The 17,051-nt window shown below is 46.1% G+C and carries 19 protein-coding genes; 6 read left to right on the top strand and 13 right to left on the bottom strand.

What is annotated here, in order from left to right; all coding sequences use genetic code 11:
* Positions 1–159 precede the first annotated feature (159 nt).
* The 3 genes from HZB61_15850 to HZB61_15840 are packed head-to-tail and all read left to right on the top strand — an operon-like array spanning position 160 to position 1,461.
* Complete coding sequence (locus HZB61_15850) at positions 160–390, top strand: ribbon-helix-helix protein, CopG family (protein ID MBI5058084.1); 231 nt, start codon at positions 160–162, stop codon at positions 388–390.
* The gene (locus HZB61_15845; GenBank protein ID MBI5058083.1) at positions 387–698 is read left to right on the top strand and encodes a type II toxin-antitoxin system PemK/MazF family toxin; all 312 of its coding nucleotides are present in this window, start codon (positions 387–389) and stop codon (positions 696–698) included. Before HZB61_15850 ends, HZB61_15845 begins: the two co-directional genes overlap by 4 nt.
* Positions 699–717: 19 nt before the next feature.
* Complete coding sequence (locus HZB61_15840) at positions 718–1,461, top strand: tetratricopeptide repeat protein (GenBank protein MBI5058082.1); 744 nt, start codon at positions 718–720, stop codon at positions 1,459–1,461.
* Here the strand turns inward: HZB61_15840 and hemG are convergent.
* From hemG to hemW, 8 genes are all read right to left on the bottom strand, one after another.
* The gene (gene hemG / locus HZB61_15835) at positions 1,452–2,837 is read right to left on the bottom strand and encodes a protoporphyrinogen oxidase (GenBank protein ID MBI5058081.1); all 1,386 of its coding nucleotides are present in this window, start codon (positions 2,835–2,837) and stop codon (positions 1,452–1,454) included. The genes HZB61_15840 and hemG overlap by 10 nt on opposite strands.
* 75 nt (positions 2,838–2,912) lie before the next feature.
* Positions 2,913–3,977, bottom strand: a complete 1,065-nt coding sequence (gene hemH, locus HZB61_15830) for a ferrochelatase (GenBank protein MBI5058080.1) — start codon at positions 3,975–3,977, stop codon at positions 2,913–2,915.
* Between the two features lie 77 nt (positions 3,978–4,054).
* The gene (locus HZB61_15825; GenBank protein ID MBI5058079.1) at positions 4,055–5,302 is read right to left on the bottom strand and encodes an HD domain-containing protein; all 1,248 of its coding nucleotides are present in this window, start codon (positions 5,300–5,302) and stop codon (positions 4,055–4,057) included.
* Positions 5,299–6,591, bottom strand: coding sequence for a PAS domain S-box protein (locus tag HZB61_15820; protein ID MBI5058078.1), 1,293 nt, complete (start codon positions 6,589–6,591; stop codon positions 5,299–5,301). Before HZB61_15820 ends, HZB61_15825 begins: the two co-directional genes overlap by 4 nt.
* 240 nt (positions 6,592–6,831) lie before the next feature.
* Positions 6,832–7,884 carry a uroporphyrinogen decarboxylase gene (gene hemE, locus HZB61_15815; protein MBI5058077.1) on the bottom strand — a complete coding sequence of 351 codons (1,053 nt, stop codon included), beginning with the start codon at positions 7,882–7,884 and terminating at the stop codon, positions 6,832–6,834.
* A gap of 66 nt (positions 7,885–7,950) precedes the next feature.
* Positions 7,951–8,334 carry a four helix bundle protein gene (locus HZB61_15810; protein MBI5058076.1) on the bottom strand — a complete coding sequence of 128 codons (384 nt, stop codon included), beginning with the start codon at positions 8,332–8,334 and terminating at the stop codon, positions 7,951–7,953.
* On the bottom strand, positions 8,324–9,406 hold the full coding sequence (locus HZB61_15805; GenBank protein MBI5058075.1) for a radical SAM protein: 1,083 nt from the start codon (positions 9,404–9,406) through the stop codon (positions 8,324–8,326). The genes HZB61_15810 and HZB61_15805 overlap by 11 nt, the downstream gene beginning before the upstream one ends.
* A 75-nt stretch (positions 9,407–9,481) precedes the next feature.
* Positions 9,482–10,735, bottom strand: coding sequence for a radical SAM family heme chaperone HemW (hemW, locus tag HZB61_15800; GenBank protein ID MBI5058074.1), 1,254 nt, complete (start codon positions 10,733–10,735; stop codon positions 9,482–9,484).
* Between the two features lie 50 nt (positions 10,736–10,785).
* On the opposite strand from hemW, the gene HZB61_15795 reads away from it, so the two are divergent.
* From HZB61_15795 to HZB61_15785, 3 genes are all read left to right on the top strand, one after another.
* The gene (locus tag HZB61_15795) at positions 10,786–11,397 is read left to right on the top strand and encodes a hypothetical protein (protein ID MBI5058073.1); all 612 of its coding nucleotides are present in this window, start codon (positions 10,786–10,788) and stop codon (positions 11,395–11,397) included.
* A gap of 148 nt (positions 11,398–11,545) precedes the next feature.
* Complete coding sequence (locus tag HZB61_15790; GenBank protein MBI5058072.1) at positions 11,546–12,712, top strand: DUF1343 domain-containing protein; 1,167 nt, start codon at positions 11,546–11,548, stop codon at positions 12,710–12,712.
* A gap of 97 nt (positions 12,713–12,809) precedes the next feature.
* Entirely contained in the window at positions 12,810–14,723 is a 1,914-nt protein-coding gene (locus HZB61_15785) for a phosphotransferase (GenBank protein MBI5058071.1), read from the top strand.
* A 101-nt stretch (positions 14,724–14,824) separates the two neighbouring features.
* Here the strand turns inward: HZB61_15785 and HZB61_15780 are convergent, their stop codons facing one another.
* From HZB61_15780 to HZB61_15760, 5 genes are all read right to left on the bottom strand, one after another.
* Positions 14,825–15,022, bottom strand: a complete 198-nt coding sequence (locus tag HZB61_15780; GenBank protein ID MBI5058070.1) for a hypothetical protein — start codon at positions 15,020–15,022, stop codon at positions 14,825–14,827.
* A gap of 10 nt (positions 15,023–15,032) precedes the next feature.
* A complete protein-coding gene (locus tag HZB61_15775; GenBank protein MBI5058069.1) occupies positions 15,033–15,746 on the bottom strand; it encodes a sulfite exporter TauE/SafE family protein in 714 nt (237 codons plus the stop codon).
* A 132-nt stretch (positions 15,747–15,878) separates the two neighbouring features.
* A complete protein-coding gene (locus HZB61_15770) occupies positions 15,879–16,058 on the bottom strand; it encodes a hypothetical protein (GenBank protein MBI5058068.1) in 180 nt (59 codons plus the stop codon).
* A gap of 350 nt (positions 16,059–16,408) precedes the next feature.
* On the bottom strand, positions 16,409–16,711 hold the full coding sequence (locus HZB61_15765; GenBank protein MBI5058067.1) for a hypothetical protein: 303 nt from the start codon (positions 16,709–16,711) through the stop codon (positions 16,409–16,411).
* 11 nt (positions 16,712–16,722) lie between these two features.
* Positions 16,723–17,025 (bottom strand): cation transporter, encoded by a 303-nt coding sequence (locus HZB61_15760; GenBank protein ID MBI5058066.1) that lies wholly within the window; start codon positions 17,023–17,025, stop codon positions 16,723–16,725.
* Positions 17,026–17,051 lie beyond the last annotated feature (26 nt).

Raw genomic sequence — 17,051 nt, 5'->3', positions numbered from 1 at the left:
TGTCATCTTGATTGCAAAGTAGAATAAGATTGGTTTTCAGGCATGTAGTGGCACTCGTCAGTCATCAGGGCTATATGCGGAAGGCATAATCAATCAATTGACTCCATGAGGGATGTGGGTTATCATAGCTATAAATAGCCACATTGTTCGGAGGAGATCATGAGGACAATTCAAATGACTTTAGATGATGAATTAGTAGCATCCGTTGACAGGGTTGTTAAGAGGCTGAAAACAACCCGTTCTGCATTTACTCGAAAGGCATTGAAGGACGCTATTAAGCAAGTGAATATCAATATGCTTGAAAAAAAGCATAAAAGAGGATACGAATGTCATCCTGTCGGCAAAAAAGAATTTAGCGTTTGGGAATCAGAGCAGGAGTGGGATGAATGAAACGGGGCGAGGTGAGATGGTACAAGTTTCAAAGTCCTGACAAGAAACGCCCCGTGGTGATTTTAACAAGAAATTCCATATTGGATTATTTAGGCGAAGTCACTGTTGCGCCAATAACTTCAACCATAAGAGACATCCCGAGCGAGGTACTCTTATCGAAAGAGAACGGCATGCATAACGATTGTGCTGTTAATTGTGATCATATCCAGACGGTTTCAAAAGAAAAGATTGGAGCGTTGATTACAACTTTATCTAAAGAAAAACTGTTTCAAGTTCGTAACGCTATTAGTTTTGCATTGAATCTTTGAAGGGGGGAGGCGAGTTTTTATGGCAAGAGTAAGGACCAGGGATTCAAAGGTCCGCAGCTGGCTGGTTATCGGAATTACCGCTTTTACGTTTTCATGTATTTCATTCGCCTGCGCCGAGAAGGCTTCTGTTAAAAAAGACAATGACACAGGGATAAAAGAAGAGATCATTGCCGCTGCAGAGAATGAAAAGACAGCGGAGAAAGAGGCCGTCAGTAAGACTCTGGAAGACTGGCTTGTCCTTGGAATAAGCTACAGCAGCGAAGGCAGGCATAAGGAGGCAATGGACGCCTTCAAGGAGGCGGTCAAGATAAACCCTGACTCCGCGGAGGCGCACTACAGGCTCGGCCTTGAATACAAGGAAGCAGGCGACATCCAATTTGCAATACGCGCCCTCGAACAGGCGGTCCGGCTTAACCCTGATTTTACAGAGGCGTATCTGGGCCTCGGGTTTATATACAAAAATGCAGGGTCGGACAATCTCGCGCTGGAGGCCTTTAAAAATGTAGTGAGGCTCGATGCTGATAACGCGGACGTGCATAACCATATCGGGGAGATATATCTGAGCCTGCATTTAAGAAATGAAGCGCTAACTGCTTTCCTGAAAGCGGTAAAGATCAAGCCTGACTTTGCCCAGGCCCATTACAACCTCGGCAGCGTCTACGTATTGTTCAACAATATAGGCTCTGCGCTTGATGAATACAAAACACTTGTGAATATTGACCGGCGGCTGGCATATAAGTTGTTCAATCAGATCTACAAATGAGCGATGATCTCATCCGCGAGTTTGTACCCGCTCTCCACGCAATCGTTCATGCCGATCCCCCTGTAGGCATTGCCTGTCAGATAAAGTCCCGGATATGATCTCAGTCTTTTTTCGATCAGCATTATTTTTTTGCTGTGTCCAAGCATATACTGCGGGATCGCCTTTTCCCACCTGTAGACCCTTATCATGTCGGGTTCTGCTTTCAGGGAGAGTATCGGCCTGAGTTCATCAAAGACCAGGCTTATGATCTTATCATCATCAAGCATGGCCATCTCAGGGGCCTGGGCGCCGCCGACCATTGTTCTCAGAAGGGCATGGCCCTCTGAGGCCCGGTTCGGGAATATGCTTGAGTCCCAGAGCGTGCCGAGGATCTTCCGGCCTTCGATATGTGGAATGAGGAAACCGAAACCGTTTAAGTGGTGCCCGATCTTTTCTTTTTTGTATCCAAGGCAGACGACCGATACGTGGGGGTAGGGGATATCCGAAAGGAATCTTGAGATCTCCGTGTCAAAGTCCTTTAGTATCTCCGCTGCCGCGTAAGCCGGGGACGCGATAATTACAATATCGGCTTCGACAGTGTCCTTTGATGTGTATAGTTTATATGAGGAGCTGTCTTTTACAATGCCGTAAACTGAGACCCCGAGTTTTACCCTGTCGCCAAGTTTTTCCGCAAGCGTGTCCGTCATTGTCTGAGCGCCGTTATAAAATGAGGTGAGCGTGCCCCCGGGGGCAACCGACACTTTTTCGCCTGAGGCTTTTTGCTGCTGCTTCTTCTGTTTGCGTATCTTTAATAAAGCCTTTATAAGGCCGCCGTATTCCTGCTCAAGTTCCTTGATGCGGGGGAAGCAGCTCTTTATGCTCATCCTGTAGGGGTTGCCTGCGTAAATCCCGGACGCCATAGGATCAATGAGTTTTTCAAGCGCCTCTTTTCCGAGACGGCGGGTTATAAAATCCGCTACTGTTTCATCCTCCGGCCCTTTGGGCGCGTTGTATTCCATCAGCATCCTGAGTTTGCCGCCCCATGAAATGAGGTCTGATTTTATAAAAGCGGGAGGTGACTCTGGCAGGGCATTGAGTTTTCCGTTAACAAAAAGAAACCGCTTCCTGGAATTTTCATTGCTCCTCAAAGGGTCAATGCCGAGGCTCTTGCACAATTCAAGGGTGCGGGGCTTATTGTCAAGAAAACCGTTTGCGCCCTTCTCGCAAAGGAAACCGTCTGTTCTGTCCGTCCATATCTTCCCCCCGGGCCTGTTGTCCGATTCAAAGACAGTGATGTCCATCTGTGTTCTGTGCTCTGTGTTCTGTGCTCTGGTCAACAGCGCGTATGCGACTGTCAGCCCGGATATGCCGCCGCCGACTATGGCTATTCTTTTCATAATGATTTTCTCCTAAACACTGTGTAAGTGTTTAGTGTCAGTGTCAGTTTTTTCGTGCTGGCACTGTCACTGACACTATTGTATTTTAGACATAACAAGCTGCTTCATCGCAAGTATGAATTTTTCGGATGTATTCAACGACCGGCATCTTTGAAGAGTTATACCATGTTTTTTAGCAAGCTCTTTATACAGAATGTCTATTTCATATAGTGTCTCGATATGGTCTGAGACAAAACTGATCGGCACGACAAGTAAATTTTTACAGCCCTCTCCGGCAAGTTTAATAATGGCCTCCTCTGTTGCGGGCTCAAGCCATTTGACAGGCCCGCTTTTACTCTGAAATGAAAGATGCCATTTCAGAGGTAACGAGTAACGGTCAGCGAGTAACGAGTTGACGGCCGCAATGGTGGATTTTATGTGGTCGAGATACGGGTCCCCTTCGTCAATAAAAGACTGCGGCAGGCTGTGCGCGCTGTAGAGGAGTGTAACCCCCCCCGGCCCCCCGGGGGGATTGAATTTCAACATTCCTTCTGCAATTAATTCTGCGAGGGCCTCTATGTAAGGCTGGAAATCATACCATTGTTCAATGTACTGAATGTCGGGTGTTGAGCGTTGAGCGTTGAGCGTAGACATTGCCTGTTTGAAATCTTCTACTGATGAACCTGTCGTCGCCTTTGAGTAATGCGGATAAAGACTGAGGACGACAAGATGCTTAACGCCATCCTGGATGATTTTATCTGCGGTATCTTTCATGAAAGGCCGCCAGTAACGCATCCCGATGTAGACTTTGAAGTGAAGTTGAGAAGTTGAGAGGTTGAGAAGTTGAGATTTCTTATCTTCTGAATTTCCTGTCTTCTCAGCTTCTGCATTTAATGCCTTCTCCAGCGCCTCAGCCTGTGCTTTTGTGATTTCAAGAATGGGAGACTTCCCGCCTATCTGATTGTACATGGCTTCAGTCTTTTTTGAACGCAAAGTTGAGATGAGCCATGCGATAGGCTTTTGGAGAAAGGCCGGGCCGAGCCTGATGATCTCCCTGTCGGAGAAAAGGTTGTAGAGAAACGGCCTGACTGCCTGCAAGGAGTCGGGTCCGCCGAGGTTCAGTAAAACAACGCCGATAGTTTTTTGATCGAGTTCAGTCAAGATTTCTTCAAACAAATACAGGTTTTTATTTTTGCTATATTACCATAAAAGGAGGGCTGATTTTGGGCCCTTGGGGCTTAAGCGGCGGAAACCCGTTCCATTGTATTTACGAAGGCATCTACAATATGCGGGTCGAATTGTTCCCCAGAGCATTGTTTCAACTCTGTGACCGCGTACTGCCTGCCGCGCGAGAGACGGTATGGCCTGTCCGACACCATCGCGTCGAAAGAATCGGCAACGCAAAGTATCCTTGCGAGAAAGGGTATCTCATCTCCCTTCAGCCCGTCAGGATAGCCTGCGCCGTTGACTTTTTCATGATGGGACCTGACGATCGGCAGTATTTTATCAAGCCCTTTTATGGGCCTTAATATCTCCTCGCCTTTTATGGTGTGTGTTCTTATGAGCGAGAATTCCTCATCAGTGAGTGTGTCCGGTTTATCAAGGATGACATCGTATGTCCCGATCTTTCCGATATCGTGCAGGAGGGCGGCCACCCTGAGGGTCTCGATCTCCAGTTCGCTTAATCCCATCTCTCTGGCTATTGCCGTTGCATATTGCGCAACTTCTATTGAATGCCCCCTGGTCCACGAGCTCTTGGCATCCAGGATATTGGAGAACGTTACGATGAGGCCGTCATAGACGGCCCTCATTTCCTTGTAAGTGGCGTCCATGTCTTTAAGCATGTTAAAGAACGCGTCTTTGGACTGGATGAGTTTATATTCCTTTTCTTTCATGTCGGTGATATCGACCAGGACATGCACATAGGTAACAACATTCCCCTCATCATTGAGCATCGGGGTAATGCTTTCGCTGAAAAACTTATTGTATTTCCGGTTGTAGAACTCGTAATTCCCGGTGGCTTTGTTCTTTGCCGCGTTATGCACATGGCAAAGGTTTGACCTGTCCTTCATGCAGACCGTGTCCTGGCATTTTTTACGGAAGACGAGGTCCCTGGCAGGTACGCCTGATAATCCTGCTATGTACTGGTTGGCCCTGATGATATTGCACTCGCCGTCAGTCAGCAAAACACCGTAGGGCATGGAATCAAAGGTTGCTGTCCATTCACGCGCCGCATGTCTCAATTGTTCTTCAGAGTGTTTGGTCTGGTCGAGGAGTTTCTTCCTGTCATTGATAAAATAGGCTGCTATAAATGAGCCGATAAAGGCGCAAAGGACCAGGATGAAGAAAACAGCGTCGAAGGGGTTCTGCGTAGAGAACAAGTGCTTTGTTATCCATTCACCGTGATGCTTATAATCGTAATACAGGTAACCGGTGAAAATAAGGAAAGCGAAAATAATAACAGTAATTGATAACTTTGATTTCATGTCCTGCCGGCCGGTTTATATCGCTGAAGCTCTGCTTTCAGATTTTGGACTTCCGCCTTCAACTCTATCATTTTAATTTCCCTGCCGACAGCCATTTCATAAAATTCCTCAAGCTCTTTCATGCGCTTCTTCAGCTCTTCATCGAGCCGCAGTTTCTCAGTGATGTTGCTTACCCTCTCGGCAACTGACGTAATATTGCCTGAAAGGTCCCTGATCGGATAAGCCGCGGTCTCGACATAAACGGGGTTATCTTCTTTGTCGAAGTGGGTATGGATTATCTTGTTGCCGGCCCCTGTGGCAAACGCGTTCTTTACGCTGCATTCCTCGCCCTCCATGTAGCAGGGCCTCTTGCGGTGATGCGAAACTTCGTAGCAGCGCTTTCCCATTATCTCATCTAAGGGGAAACCGGTCTGCCTGCTGTAACTGCTGTTTGCGTAGAGTATTGAAAAATTTCTGTCAACAACCACCATGCCGTCCTGCATCCCCTCAAAGATGGAAGAAAATAATAACTCCTGGTTTCGGGACAGCGCCTCCATCTTTTTGCACTCCGTGATGTCCATCATCATGCCGGACATGGTCTCCCCCTCAAGGACCGCACTCATCAGGACGTCCCTCGTTTTGCCTGTCTTTGTAAGAAGCGCGACCTCAATGGTCCTGACGCCTCCTGTCACCTTTAAACTCTCAATTATTTTCTCGCGTTCATTTATGTCCTTGTAAAACGTAAGCACGCTCCTGGTCATCACTTCATCAGGGGAGTCAAATTCAAGCATTTTTGCCAGCGCATTGTTTGCGTAAATTACATCTCCTTTGATGTTGGTCTTATACACCCCGGCAAGCGAATTGTCTACGAGTGACCTGTACTCTTTCTCGGACCTCTTTAAAACTTCTTCAGTGCGTTTTTTCTCTGTGACGTCCTGGAAGATCTTGACGATCTGTATGACTTCGCCGTTACTGTCTTTCACAGGCGCCGCGCTGACGCTGAAAATTTTCTTCTCCCCGCTTATCAATACAAAAGGGAGGGTTGAGCTTACCGGCTTGCCTGACAATGTGACTTCTTTATGGGGGCATGTTTTGAATTTGTAATTTTCATTGCACGGGACGGAGAGTTTATGCAGGAACTCATAACAACGCCGGCGCGGAAGCTCGTTGTCGAAGGCGAATAATTTAGAGGCGACCCTGTTGGCGAAAACAATATTATAATCCCGGTCAATGATCAGTATGCCGTCGTTTATTGAATTTATAATATTGTCCCAGTGACTGCCGATGTCTGTTATTTCAGCTTTAAGCATAAGATGATCTGTGCATCCTAATGAAAACTCTTGATGAAAATCCCTTCTGTTGTAAATAGTAGCATCTCTTCTTTAGCTTGTCTACCGCAAAAGACTTTTAGCTTTATAAAGAAATGCAAAATCAATGCCAAAATAGCAATTGCTATTTTTCAGAAGCTTAGCTTAACTGCTGATAATTGTTTTGACAGAATGATGGTCATTTTGACAGGGCGACTTGGTAATTTTACCGAGGGAAAACCCTTATCGCTGTCTGCTTAGCCGGTGGACCATCTCAACAAGCGCGATGACATTATCCGGCGAGGTTTCAGGCAGCACCCCGTGGCCGAGATTAAAGATATGCCCGCGAGCGGAGGATGCCCTCTGGAGGACGTCTTTCACGCGCTGTTCTATCTTGTGCTGCGGCAGGAACATCGCGATCGGGTCGAGATTCCCCTGGACCACTGCATCGTTGCCGAGTTGTTTTATCGCGTCATCAAGATTGATTCTCCAGTCAACGCCGTAAACATCGGCGCCGGAGGTCTTTATTTCTTTCAGCAGCCCGGCAGTTTCCCCGACAAAATAAATGATCGGGACCTGCTCAAGCTTTTCAGCCTCCTGCCATTTCCTGAGTTCATCGATTATCCTGATGACATATGATAATGCGTATTCTTTAAAATCAGCGGGAGAGAAAATGCCTCCCCATGTATCAAACAACTGGATGGCCTGCGCTCCGGCTTTTACCTGGGCCTTCGTGTATTCGATAATTGTGGCGGTTATCTTGTCCATCAACGAGCCGTATAATTCGGGAGACTGGAAGATCATTCTCTTTGTGTTAAGGAAATTCTTTGAAGTGCCTCCCTCGATCATATACGTGGCAGTTGTAAACGGCGCGCCTGAAAAACCGATCAACGGGACTTTATTTGCAAGCTCTTTCCGAAGAATCCGTATAGTGTCCATAACGAATTTCATTTTATCCTCTGGGTCGGGCACCGAGAGTTTTTTTACGGTATTTTCATCACGGATGGCCGGGCTCATGACGGGACCTCTCTTTTCGTGAAACTCGAGATTCATCCCCATTGCCTCAACTGGGATAAGGATATCTGAAAAAAGGATGGCGGCGTCAACCTTCAGAATATCCACCGGCTGGATAGTCACCTCAGCCGCAAGTTCAGGTGTCTTGCAGAGCGTCAGGAAATCAACTTTGCCTCTGACCTTCTGGTAATCAGGTAAATATCTCCCTGCCTGGCGCATGATCCATATCGGGGTGTAGTCTGTTTTTTCTCCACGGCATGCCTTAAGAAATGTATCGTTCATTATTCCTCCATAAAATAAAGTGAGAAGTAAGAAGTGGGAAGTAGGAAGTAATAAATCCTAAAGTTCTCAATTCTTATTTCCGTGCTTTGCTGTTTTTACACCTTTCCCTAAAATGTTTCTTATCTCTTCAGATTCTTTAATTACCTCATTTAGTTGCTCATCTTTCATAATTTTTGAATCATTTAAAAGTCTTAACCAGAGGTTCGTTTCTCTTGCCTCTTTAAAAGCTGTGTTCAGTTTGTAAGTAAAATCATCTTTACTGAACGCTCCTTTAGCTTCTTCATAATTTGCAGTAATTGAAGTTCCCGACCTGATCAATTGTCTTCCGATTTCGTGGGCTGCAATTTCTTTTGGGAGCGTCCTTACCAATAAAACGATCTTTAAAGCAAAATTATACAGTCGCTTGCTTAGGTCGTTTTCTTGTTTCACTTCCCACTTCTCACTTCTCACTTCCTGCTTTTCTTATCTTATACGGGATGTATCCGCAGAAAGGCTCCTCCTCCATATAATCTCCGGTCACAGCGTACGCGCGGGCGCGGCAGCCGCCGCAGACATTGACATATTCGCAGGAGCCGCACCTGCCTTTATAGGCTTTAAAATTTCTCATGTCCTTGAACAGCTCGGAATTCTCCCAGATGTCCTTGAAGGATTTCTCCCTTATGTTCCCGGCTGATTTCGGGAAGTAACTGCAAGGCAGGACATTGCCGTCAACGTCGATAAGGCAGATAAGCTGTCCCGCGAGACACCCTTTGGAGCCGCCTGTTGAAAACTTCAGTGTGCGGCGCTCCATTTTTTCGCCTTCTTCTTTTTGTTTCTGAAGTACCACCCTGTAATAATGCGGGGCGCATGTGGGCCTTACAAGAATATCCTTCTCATTCTTTTCCATCTGATAATGCCATTCAAGCAATTCCTCATAGTCTTCTTTTGAAATGAGCTCATTCATAATGTCTTCTCCTCTTCCGGTAGGCACTATCATGAACATATACCATGCGGTGGCCCCGAGTTTCTTTGCGAGTTTAAAGACCTTCGGGATCTCCTGCTGATTGCGCTTTGTGAAAGATGAGTTAATAAGGAACTTGATGCCGTGCTTATTAAACAGTTCGGTTGCCTTCATCACTCCGGCAAATGCTCCGTTCTGGTTTCGGAAATTATCATGTACCTCTGCCGTAGAACCATCAAGGCTGAGCGACACCATCTTGATGCCGGATGCCTTCATGCCCTCGCATACTTCCTCCGTAACAAGAGAGCCGTTTGTCGCCATACACATACGGAGGTCTTTTGAAGTACCGTACTTTGCTATATCAAAAACATCTTTTCTCAATAAAGGCTCGCCGCCTGAAAGCACCATAACAGGTTTGGCGTAACTCGCGATGTCGTCGATAACCCTGTAGGCCTCTTCTGTTGAAAAATCGGGATGCCCTTTTGCCTCCATCTCGGAAGAAGACCGGCAGTGCACGCACCTGAGATTACATCTCCTCGTGATTTCCCAGGCAATCCATTTCGGCTCAAATTTGTCTATCATAGTTACCTTCTTTGTGTGTAATGAAATAAAGCAGTTACTATTTTACCTTTTTTTATCAGGTTATGTAACCCTTGGTTATACAAATTTTAGAAATACCTCATTAGACAGGGGGGTCCCTTTTCTCGTAAGCCTCAGGTTCGTTTCATATGAACAGCCGGAACTGACAATTTCAATCAACCCCGCTTCCTGCAGCGCTGCTATTTCATTTTGATAACGGCTCAAGATATTTATTTTGTAACGTTTTGAAAAAGACTCTATGTTTATCCCTCCGGTTTTCCTCAATCCAAGAAAGATGGCCTCTGACAAGGCCGTGTCTTCCGTGATATGCTCTGTCTCTTTAACAGGACTTTTATTTTCTGAAATGGCCTTCAGGTATTCTTCAAGATCGCCGGTGTTATAGAAACGGTTCCCATCTACAAAAGAATGCGCGCCCAGTCCGGCCCCGTAATATTCGCCCCTGTCCCAGTAATTCAGATTGTGCCTGCATTGAAAACCTGGCATCGCGAAATTTGATATCTCGTAATGGCCATAGCCTTCGGATGCCAGATAATCGATAGTGTGTTCATACATCTCGATGATTTTGTCTTCTTCTGGCATGGTAAACTTATTTCCCCCTCCCCCTATCCCCCTCCCGCGCGGGGAGGGGGGACTTTGTGAGCGGGTTTTTTTTAATGCCCTCTCCCTTGACGGGAGAGGGTTAGGGAGAGGGTGAAACATCAGATATTCATATAACAACGTCCCTTTCTCCACTGTCAGCTCATATGTGGAAATATGCTCCGGCTTTAGCATCGCTGCTTTCTCAAGTGTTTTCTTCCAGCTTCCGATATCCTGTCCGGGAATACCGTATATGAGATCGATCCCGATATTTTCAAAACCCGCGTCCCTTGCAAGACGGACTGCGTGCACGGCTTCTTCAGAGGTATGTATCCTGCCGAGCAGCGCAAGCTCATCATCATTAAAGGATTGAATGCCGATGCTGATCCTGTTTATCCCGGCAGAACGTATCGCCTGTAATTTTTCTTTATCCACTGTGCCGGGATTTGCCTCGATTGTGGCTTCGTAGTTTTCTGTGAAGCTGCAATGGGAGAAGATATGGCGGATCAGCTTTGTTAACGTGTTCTTAGAAAGCGTTGTCGGCGTGCCGCCTCCAATGAAGAGGGTCGAGAGATGCGTTTTCTCAGGGATATTGTGGATCTCTTTGTTCAGCGCATCGATGTAAGCGTCCGCCTTCCGGGGATCATAAATACCCGACACAAAATCGCAGTATATGCATTTTTTCAGGCAAAAGGGGATGTGGACATAGAGGCTTGTCATGCGTAATTTTAGCACAGATTTTCTCCCTGCTGACTGGTCAGCCAGTATGTGATATAATTTTGTTAATGCCAGATAATAATTTTTTTAAGAAGGGATTGCTGTTTTTAGCAATATCTTTTTTTGCCTTCATTACGGTTGGCTGTAGTTCATTGCTTCCCAGCACAAAGGAGATGACAAAGACACATTTGTGGGGGAGCTTTGAAGAGGCCAAGACGGCTTTCGATATGATAATTCCTTACCAGACCACCGTTGATGAACTGAAACAGCTCGGTTACGATCCTTATTCAACGCCTAATTTTAAGATCCTGACACATCTGGATATTATCCAGCGCTTTATGATCAATCCCTCCATTAAAAAAGAGGACCTTGATAAAGGGATACAGGACTGCATTGAGGCAAAAACTGATTGCAGGTCCTATGAAATTCGTCTGAGGAACAGTACAAGAAAAAGGTATGGCAATGTCTTTCTGGACCTGTTTAATTTCAAGAGGACAACAAAAGAAACCGGATGGACGTTCGAATCTCTGATAGTTATGGTCAATGGGACCGTTGTGCATAAGCTCTGGGGAGGGACCCCGATAATAGATGAGACAACAGAAGTGAAAAATCCGCTTGGTCCATTGCAGGACCCTTCAGGTATAGTAAGGGACAGGGCATATAATGCGGTACAGCCGTAAATAATCCCTTGCTGATGTTTGGTAGAAAAGAAATCCCGCGTATCTCTTTTTTCACCAAACCGTTATAATTCAAACAACCTTCACAAGTTGCACAATTGTTGTAACCCCGAAGCAGAGCTTTGAGGAATTATTTCGATTAAAAACGAAAATGCAAAACGGATTAGACATATTTGAGAAAAACTGGCCCGCGAAATTAAAAGGCGCGCGGGTGGGACTTGTTGTGCATCCCGCATCTGTGAGCAGGAGGCTGGAACACGCGGTGGACTGTTTTATCAAGAGCAGAAAGTTTGAAGTGAAGGCGCTCTTCGGCCCACAGCACGGAATCCGCGGAGAAACGCAGGACAATATGATCGAATGGAAAGGGTTCAGGGACAAAAAGACAGGACTGTCCGTATACAGCCTCTACAGTTATACCAGAAGACCGGAGCCTTCAATGTTGAAAGACATTGATGTGCTGGCAATTGATATGCAGGATGTCGGATCGCGGTATTACACGTTCATATGGACAATGGAGCTATGTATGCAGGCATGTGATGAGATGAATAAATCCGTTGTCATCCTCGACAGGCCGAATCCTCTTGGCGGCGCTGTTACAGAAGGGCCGGTGCTTGATACGGCTTATTCATCTTTTGTCGGACAGCGTCCGATTCCTGTCCGTCACGGCATGACGATATGTGAGATAGGAAACTACTTGAAAAATGAATTCTACCCCTCACTGAGTTTTCACATTGTCCCCATGAAAGGCTGGAGCCGGAAGATGTATTTCGACGAGACAGGCCTTCCGTGGGTCATGCCTTCTCCCAATATGCCGACACCTGATACGGCAATTGTGTATCCCGGCATGTGCCTTCTTGAAGCCACTAATTTAAGCGAGGGGCGCGGCACAACAAGGCCGTTTGAAATTTTCGGGGCCCCGTTCATAGACCCTGAGCAGCTTGTTAATCATCTTGGAAAATTCAAACTCCAGGGTGTCATCTTCAGGCCGGTGTATTTCCAGCCGACTTTCCAGAAGCATTCCGGCAAGCTCTGCGGAGGAGCGCAGATTCACGTTATAAACAGAAAGAGATTTAAACCATTCAAAACAGGCGTTGCGGTTATCAAGGCGATACATGACCTTTATCCTGAACACTTTGAATGGAAACAGCCTCCGTATGAATATGAGGCGGAGAAGATGCCGGTTGATGTCCTCGCGGGCACGGACAGGCTCAGGAAGGATATCGAAAACGCTAAACCGCTTGAGCGGATGGAAGCTTGGTGGACTGAACAGTGCATGGAGTTTAATAAAAAAGTACGAAGGAGTTTTTTGATTTACTAAATAATCAATCCGCAGATTTCACAGATTGCACAGATTAAATAAAAGCACGCAGGGTCCTTAATAAAATCTGTGGCATCTGTGGATAAGATTTTTCACTATGAACAAGACAATCAACATATTCATGCTTGCTGCCGGGCTTGGTGAAAGACTCCGGCCTATCACAGATCATATTCCCAAGCCGCTGCTGCCGGTCCTGGGCAAACCGGTCCTTCAATACATTCTTGAAAGGGTTTCAGTATTGCCTGTAAATAAGATCGGGATAAACCTTCATCATAAGAAAGAGATGATCGAGGAGTGGATCAGCAAACATTTCCTCAGTAGGGGCGGGTTTGAAACCCGCCCCTACGTTCTCTTCCCGGAAGAACAAATTCTCGGCACTGGCGGGGCATTAAAAAATGCAGAGGGATTTTTAAATGAAGGGACATTCTTGGTGCACAATTCGGACATACTCTCTGATATAAGTCTCGAAAGGCTGCTTGACCATCATCGCTCCTCAAAAGATCTTGTGACGCTTGCTGTCCATGATTGTCCTGAATTTAATAATGTTGTAGTTAATGAAAACGGGTTTTTGATGGGTGTTGGGAAAATACCCCCCCCACGCCCCCCCTTAAATAAAGAGGGGGATAAAAGAACAGCCTTCACTGGAATTGCCGTCTATGAACCTGAGTTCCTGCAATTCCTTCCTCCCGGCGCATCGAGTGTTGTGGAGTCATGGTTGAAAGCCGTAAATGCCGGACATAAGATAGGGACTTTTGATGTAAGCAGCGACCGGTATAAACCCCGCCACTACTGGAGCGATATAGGAACTCCTGCCGCATATGCCTCTACAGTTTTTAATTTATTGAAGGCTGAAGGAGAAACGATGTATGTTCACCCGTCAGTAAAAGGCTGCGGAAGTGTTGAAACGCAGGGGTATGTTGTGATAGAAGAGGGATATGTATTTGATAAAGACGTTTCATTGAGGAATTGTATCCTGCTGCCGGATGGCAGTGGAGGGGGAATTGAAAGTGAGTTAATTGAAAACTGCATCATCGGCCCTGATCTCAGGATTGACCTCATTGAACCTGAAGTCCTCGCGGCGTCATTTGAAGACGGCAAAAAGATAATCGGCTCAGGCGGCTCTGACAGGAAATACTACAGGATCAAAAGGGGCAAGAAGTCCTCAGTGCTGATGCAGTGTAAAAGGGACGACCCTGATTTTAACCGGCAGATGGAATACTCGCGGTTCTTTCTGAAATATCTCATCCCCGTCCCTGAATTGCTGGAAGTAGATACCGACGAAAAACATGCCGTATTTGAAGACGCCGGAGATACCTCTCTCTATAATTGGTTGAAATGCCCCCGTGAAGAACCAGAGATAGAAAAAATATACATGAAGGTAATTGATGTACTGGCGAACCTTCACACTACCGCAACCGATTATGTAGCGGATTGCCGGCTTCTTAAAAACAGGATCTTCGATTATGAATATTTCCGCTGGGAGGTGGATTATTTTCTCGAAAGATTTGTCGATGGAATTAAAAATATACAGACCGGTGACATCCCTGAATTTGAAGAAGACTTAAACAGCCTTGCGTTTAAGGCGGACTCTTTCCCCAAGACAATAATTCACAGGGACTTTCAGTCGCAGAATATCATGGTCCTGCAAAACGGTGACTTGCGGATAATTGATTATCAGGGAGCGAGGATGGGACCTTCAGCCTATGACGTGGCCTCACTGCTCTGGGACCCGTACTACCGCCTCGAAGACAATCTGAGGGAGCGGCTTGTGGCTTATTACATAAGTAAGATCGAGGACAAGTTTGACGCTGACTATTTCAGGGAGACGCTGCTTATATGCAGGCTCCAAAGGCATATGCAGGCGCTTGGCGCATACGGCTTTCTTTTCTCAGTGAAAGGGAAAAAATATTTCCTGAAATACGTGCCGGAGGGATTGAGGCTGCTGAAAGAGGATGTGTCGCTTTTAAAAGATGAGTATCCGAGACTGTATGAGTTGATTATGAGATTGTAACTAAAAGTAGTTAGTAGTCAGTAGTCAGGATAAGAAAAGAGCAATATTTGCCCCTGCAGCAAAAACAAAATAAGTCTTTTGTCATGGCCTGTCCCTTGTCTTTACAAAATTCCATTTGCCTTTTTGAACAGATCGTTCAACTTTCTGCTCTCATCGACGATCTGCCGGAGTATTCCTGCAATCTCGTTTTCTCCGATGGCATCTACCTTTGACGCCCATTCGCTGTATGTCTTTACGTGGGCTTCGTTGTGTTCCATCCAGTGTTCGAGCAGGTGTTTAAGCTTTTCCATATCTGTCATGAAATTATTCCTATAATCCGAAGAGCAGAATCGACGCTCCGCAGACACTTATTATTGCCCCGGCTATTGCGTGAGTATATTTTTCCAGTTTTTCAGACGGGATGATGTTTATTCCGTAATATGAGACCAGCACTATCCCGAGCATGGTAAGCACCGTTATTGAACCGAATACCCCGGTGACAAGCAATAAAGCTGAGGTGCTGCTTTTTGCAGCCGGGTACATGAGCATCGGTATCAACGGCTCGCAGGGGCCGAGGATGAAAATTATAAAGAGCACCCAGGGTGTCATGTTTTTTTTGGACTTTGCTTCATGGACGTGCATATGTTCAGTTGTGTGGTTATGATGATGAACATGATCAACATCGCCTTCATGCATATGGAAGTGTTCATGGGATTTATGCCTCATCGCCCTCCGCATCCCCCACACGAAATATATTAAACCGAACGCGATGAGCGCCCACGTTGCTATATTGCCGCGTGACGATTCGAGGATTTGCAGTTTTGATACGGCCAGGCCGAACATTATGCCCAGGATACCCAAGACAACAGAGCTTAATACATGGCCGACACCGCACAGAACAGTGACCCAGGTTGTCTTGCGCAGTGACCATTTACCCGAACGCGACATAGCAATGAACGGGATATAATGGTCGGGGCCTAAAAGCGTATGAAAAAAAGCGATTGAAGCCGCGGCAGTTAAAAGGATCAATAATTCCTCTGACATAATTTTTTCTCCTGTCTCTAAAAATAAAAAAAACCACGAAAGCGTTCCGGCGTTTTTGCCGTTAAAGCCTTCGTGGCTTGTTGTGGTTATATTAATAACATACAAAAAGAAGTGTGTCAAGCTTATCGCTACCTAAGCCATATCAATGGAGATTAAAATATATTCATTCTTTTTGCCGAAGTACACAACAGCCCCGCCATCTTCATTCTCATAAAGAACAATGCCATCGCTGAACTCTTTCACTTTCTTAAGTTTCATCTTCTCTGTTTTTATTGTTTGCCCGCCTTCAACGATTTTTACCTCTGCCTGCATAATTCCCCCTTTCTGTTTTAGTCACGAATTATCACGAATAGACACGAATTATTTGCAGCAGCATGGCGAATGGCTGTTTGTCCCTGCCCATTATTTATTCGTGTGTATTCGTGCATATTCGTGGCAAACAGCCTCTTTTTATAATTGACTGGTTCATGATAGTCATTATTGCACCAAGCATTTGGGATTGCAAGAAGGAAAGAATTTTAAAATTTATTTTTTTACGGCTCCACCGGGAAACCAGCCTGCTTCCAGTCCGCGAGCCCGCCGTGCAAGACAGACAGGCGGGTGAATCCGCGCTTATATAACAGCAGCGCCGCACGGGCGCTGATGTGCTCGGCAGGTCAGTTTCAGTAAAAGACGATCTCCCTGTCGCGGGGGAGGTCATTCAGCCGGGATTCGATCTCTTTAAAAGGGATTGATACCGCGCCTGCCACGCGCATGGTATCATACGCTTTTACCGAGCGGACATCTGCAATCAGAATGGGTTCGCCTTTGTCGAGGCGGTCCTTGAGCTCCTGCGAAGTAACGCGGGGTACGGAATTTATATCTTCAAAAGCGGCGTTTTTGCCGGCGGTTGTGGTTTGCCGCAGAGAGCATCCGGGCAGGGCAAGAATAATGGCAAGTAAAATGATCGTGTAATGCCGGGTCATCGCATTCAAGTTCACCTCTGATAGTCACAGCGTTTAATGGACCTGACATTGTAAGGCCCTGCTTTTCCCAAGGTATTAATTAACGTCCTATCTGCAACGGACTCATCGGCAATAAGGACTATTTTTTCTTCTTCAGGGGACATAATGACATCCTTTACTCCGTGTATTTTTGACAGGGACTCTTTTACAATTAACGGACAGACCTCGCAGTTTAACCCCTCGACTTCCATTACTATATTCTGTTCCTCTGCATGAGCATAAGCAACCGGTACGAACAGACAACAAATAATTATCATCGCTCGAATCATTCTCATTTACACCTTCATTTCTGCGCGTCTCC

It is taken from the genome of Nitrospirota bacterium, from assembly GCA_016214845.1.
In the GTDB taxonomy this organism is placed as follows: Bacteria; Nitrospirota; Thermodesulfovibrionia; order UBA6902; family UBA6902; genus SURF-23.
Note: the sequence above shows the minus strand (reverse complement) of the source record. Positions and strands in the feature narration are given on the sequence as shown.

Bases quoted from the DNA above. Each gene is read 5' to 3' on its own strand.
- HZB61_15850 (MBI5058084.1), top strand. From the start codon at position 160: ATGAGGACAATTCAAATGACTTTAGATGATGAATTAGTAGCATCCGTT.
- HZB61_15845 (MBI5058083.1), top strand. From the start codon at position 387: ATGAAACGGGGCGAGGTGAGATGGTACAAGTTTCAAAGTCCTGACAAG.
- HZB61_15840 (MBI5058082.1), top strand. From the start codon at position 718: ATGGCAAGAGTAAGGACCAGGGATTCAAAGGTCCGCAGCTGGCTGGTT.
- hemG (MBI5058081.1), bottom strand. From the start codon at position 2,837: ATGAAAAGAATAGCCATAGTCGGCGGCGGCATATCCGGGCTGACAGTC.
- HZB61_15825 (MBI5058079.1), bottom strand. From the start codon at position 5,302: ATGAAATCAAAGTTATCAATTACTGTTATTATTTTCGCTTTCCTTATT.
- HZB61_15820 (MBI5058078.1), bottom strand. From the start codon at position 6,591: ATGCTTAAAGCTGAAATAACAGACATCGGCAGTCACTGGGACAATATT.
- hemE (MBI5058077.1), bottom strand. From the start codon at position 7,884: ATGAACGATACATTTCTTAAGGCATGCCGTGGAGAAAAAACAGACTAC.
- HZB61_15805 (MBI5058075.1), bottom strand. From the start codon at position 9,406: ATGATAGACAAATTTGAGCCGAAATGGATTGCCTGGGAAATCACGAGG.
- HZB61_15795 (MBI5058073.1), top strand. From the start codon at position 10,786: ATGCCAGATAATAATTTTTTTAAGAAGGGATTGCTGTTTTTAGCAATA.
- HZB61_15790 (MBI5058072.1), top strand. From the start codon at position 11,546: ATGCAAAACGGATTAGACATATTTGAGAAAAACTGGCCCGCGAAATTA.
- HZB61_15785 (MBI5058071.1), top strand. From the start codon at position 12,810: ATGAACAAGACAATCAACATATTCATGCTTGCTGCCGGGCTTGGTGAA.
- HZB61_15780 (MBI5058070.1), bottom strand. From the start codon at position 15,022: ATGACAGATATGGAAAAGCTTAAACACCTGCTCGAACACTGGATGGAA.
- HZB61_15775 (MBI5058069.1), bottom strand. From the start codon at position 15,746: ATGTCAGAGGAATTATTGATCCTTTTAACTGCCGCGGCTTCAATCGCT.
- HZB61_15770 (MBI5058068.1), bottom strand. From the start codon at position 16,058: ATGCAGGCAGAGGTAAAAATCGTTGAAGGCGGGCAAACAATAAAAACA.
- HZB61_15765 (MBI5058067.1), bottom strand. From the start codon at position 16,711: ATGACCCGGCATTACACGATCATTTTACTTGCCATTATTCTTGCCCTG.
- HZB61_15760 (MBI5058066.1), bottom strand. From the start codon at position 17,025: ATGAGAATGATTCGAGCGATGATAATTATTTGTTGTCTGTTCGTACCG.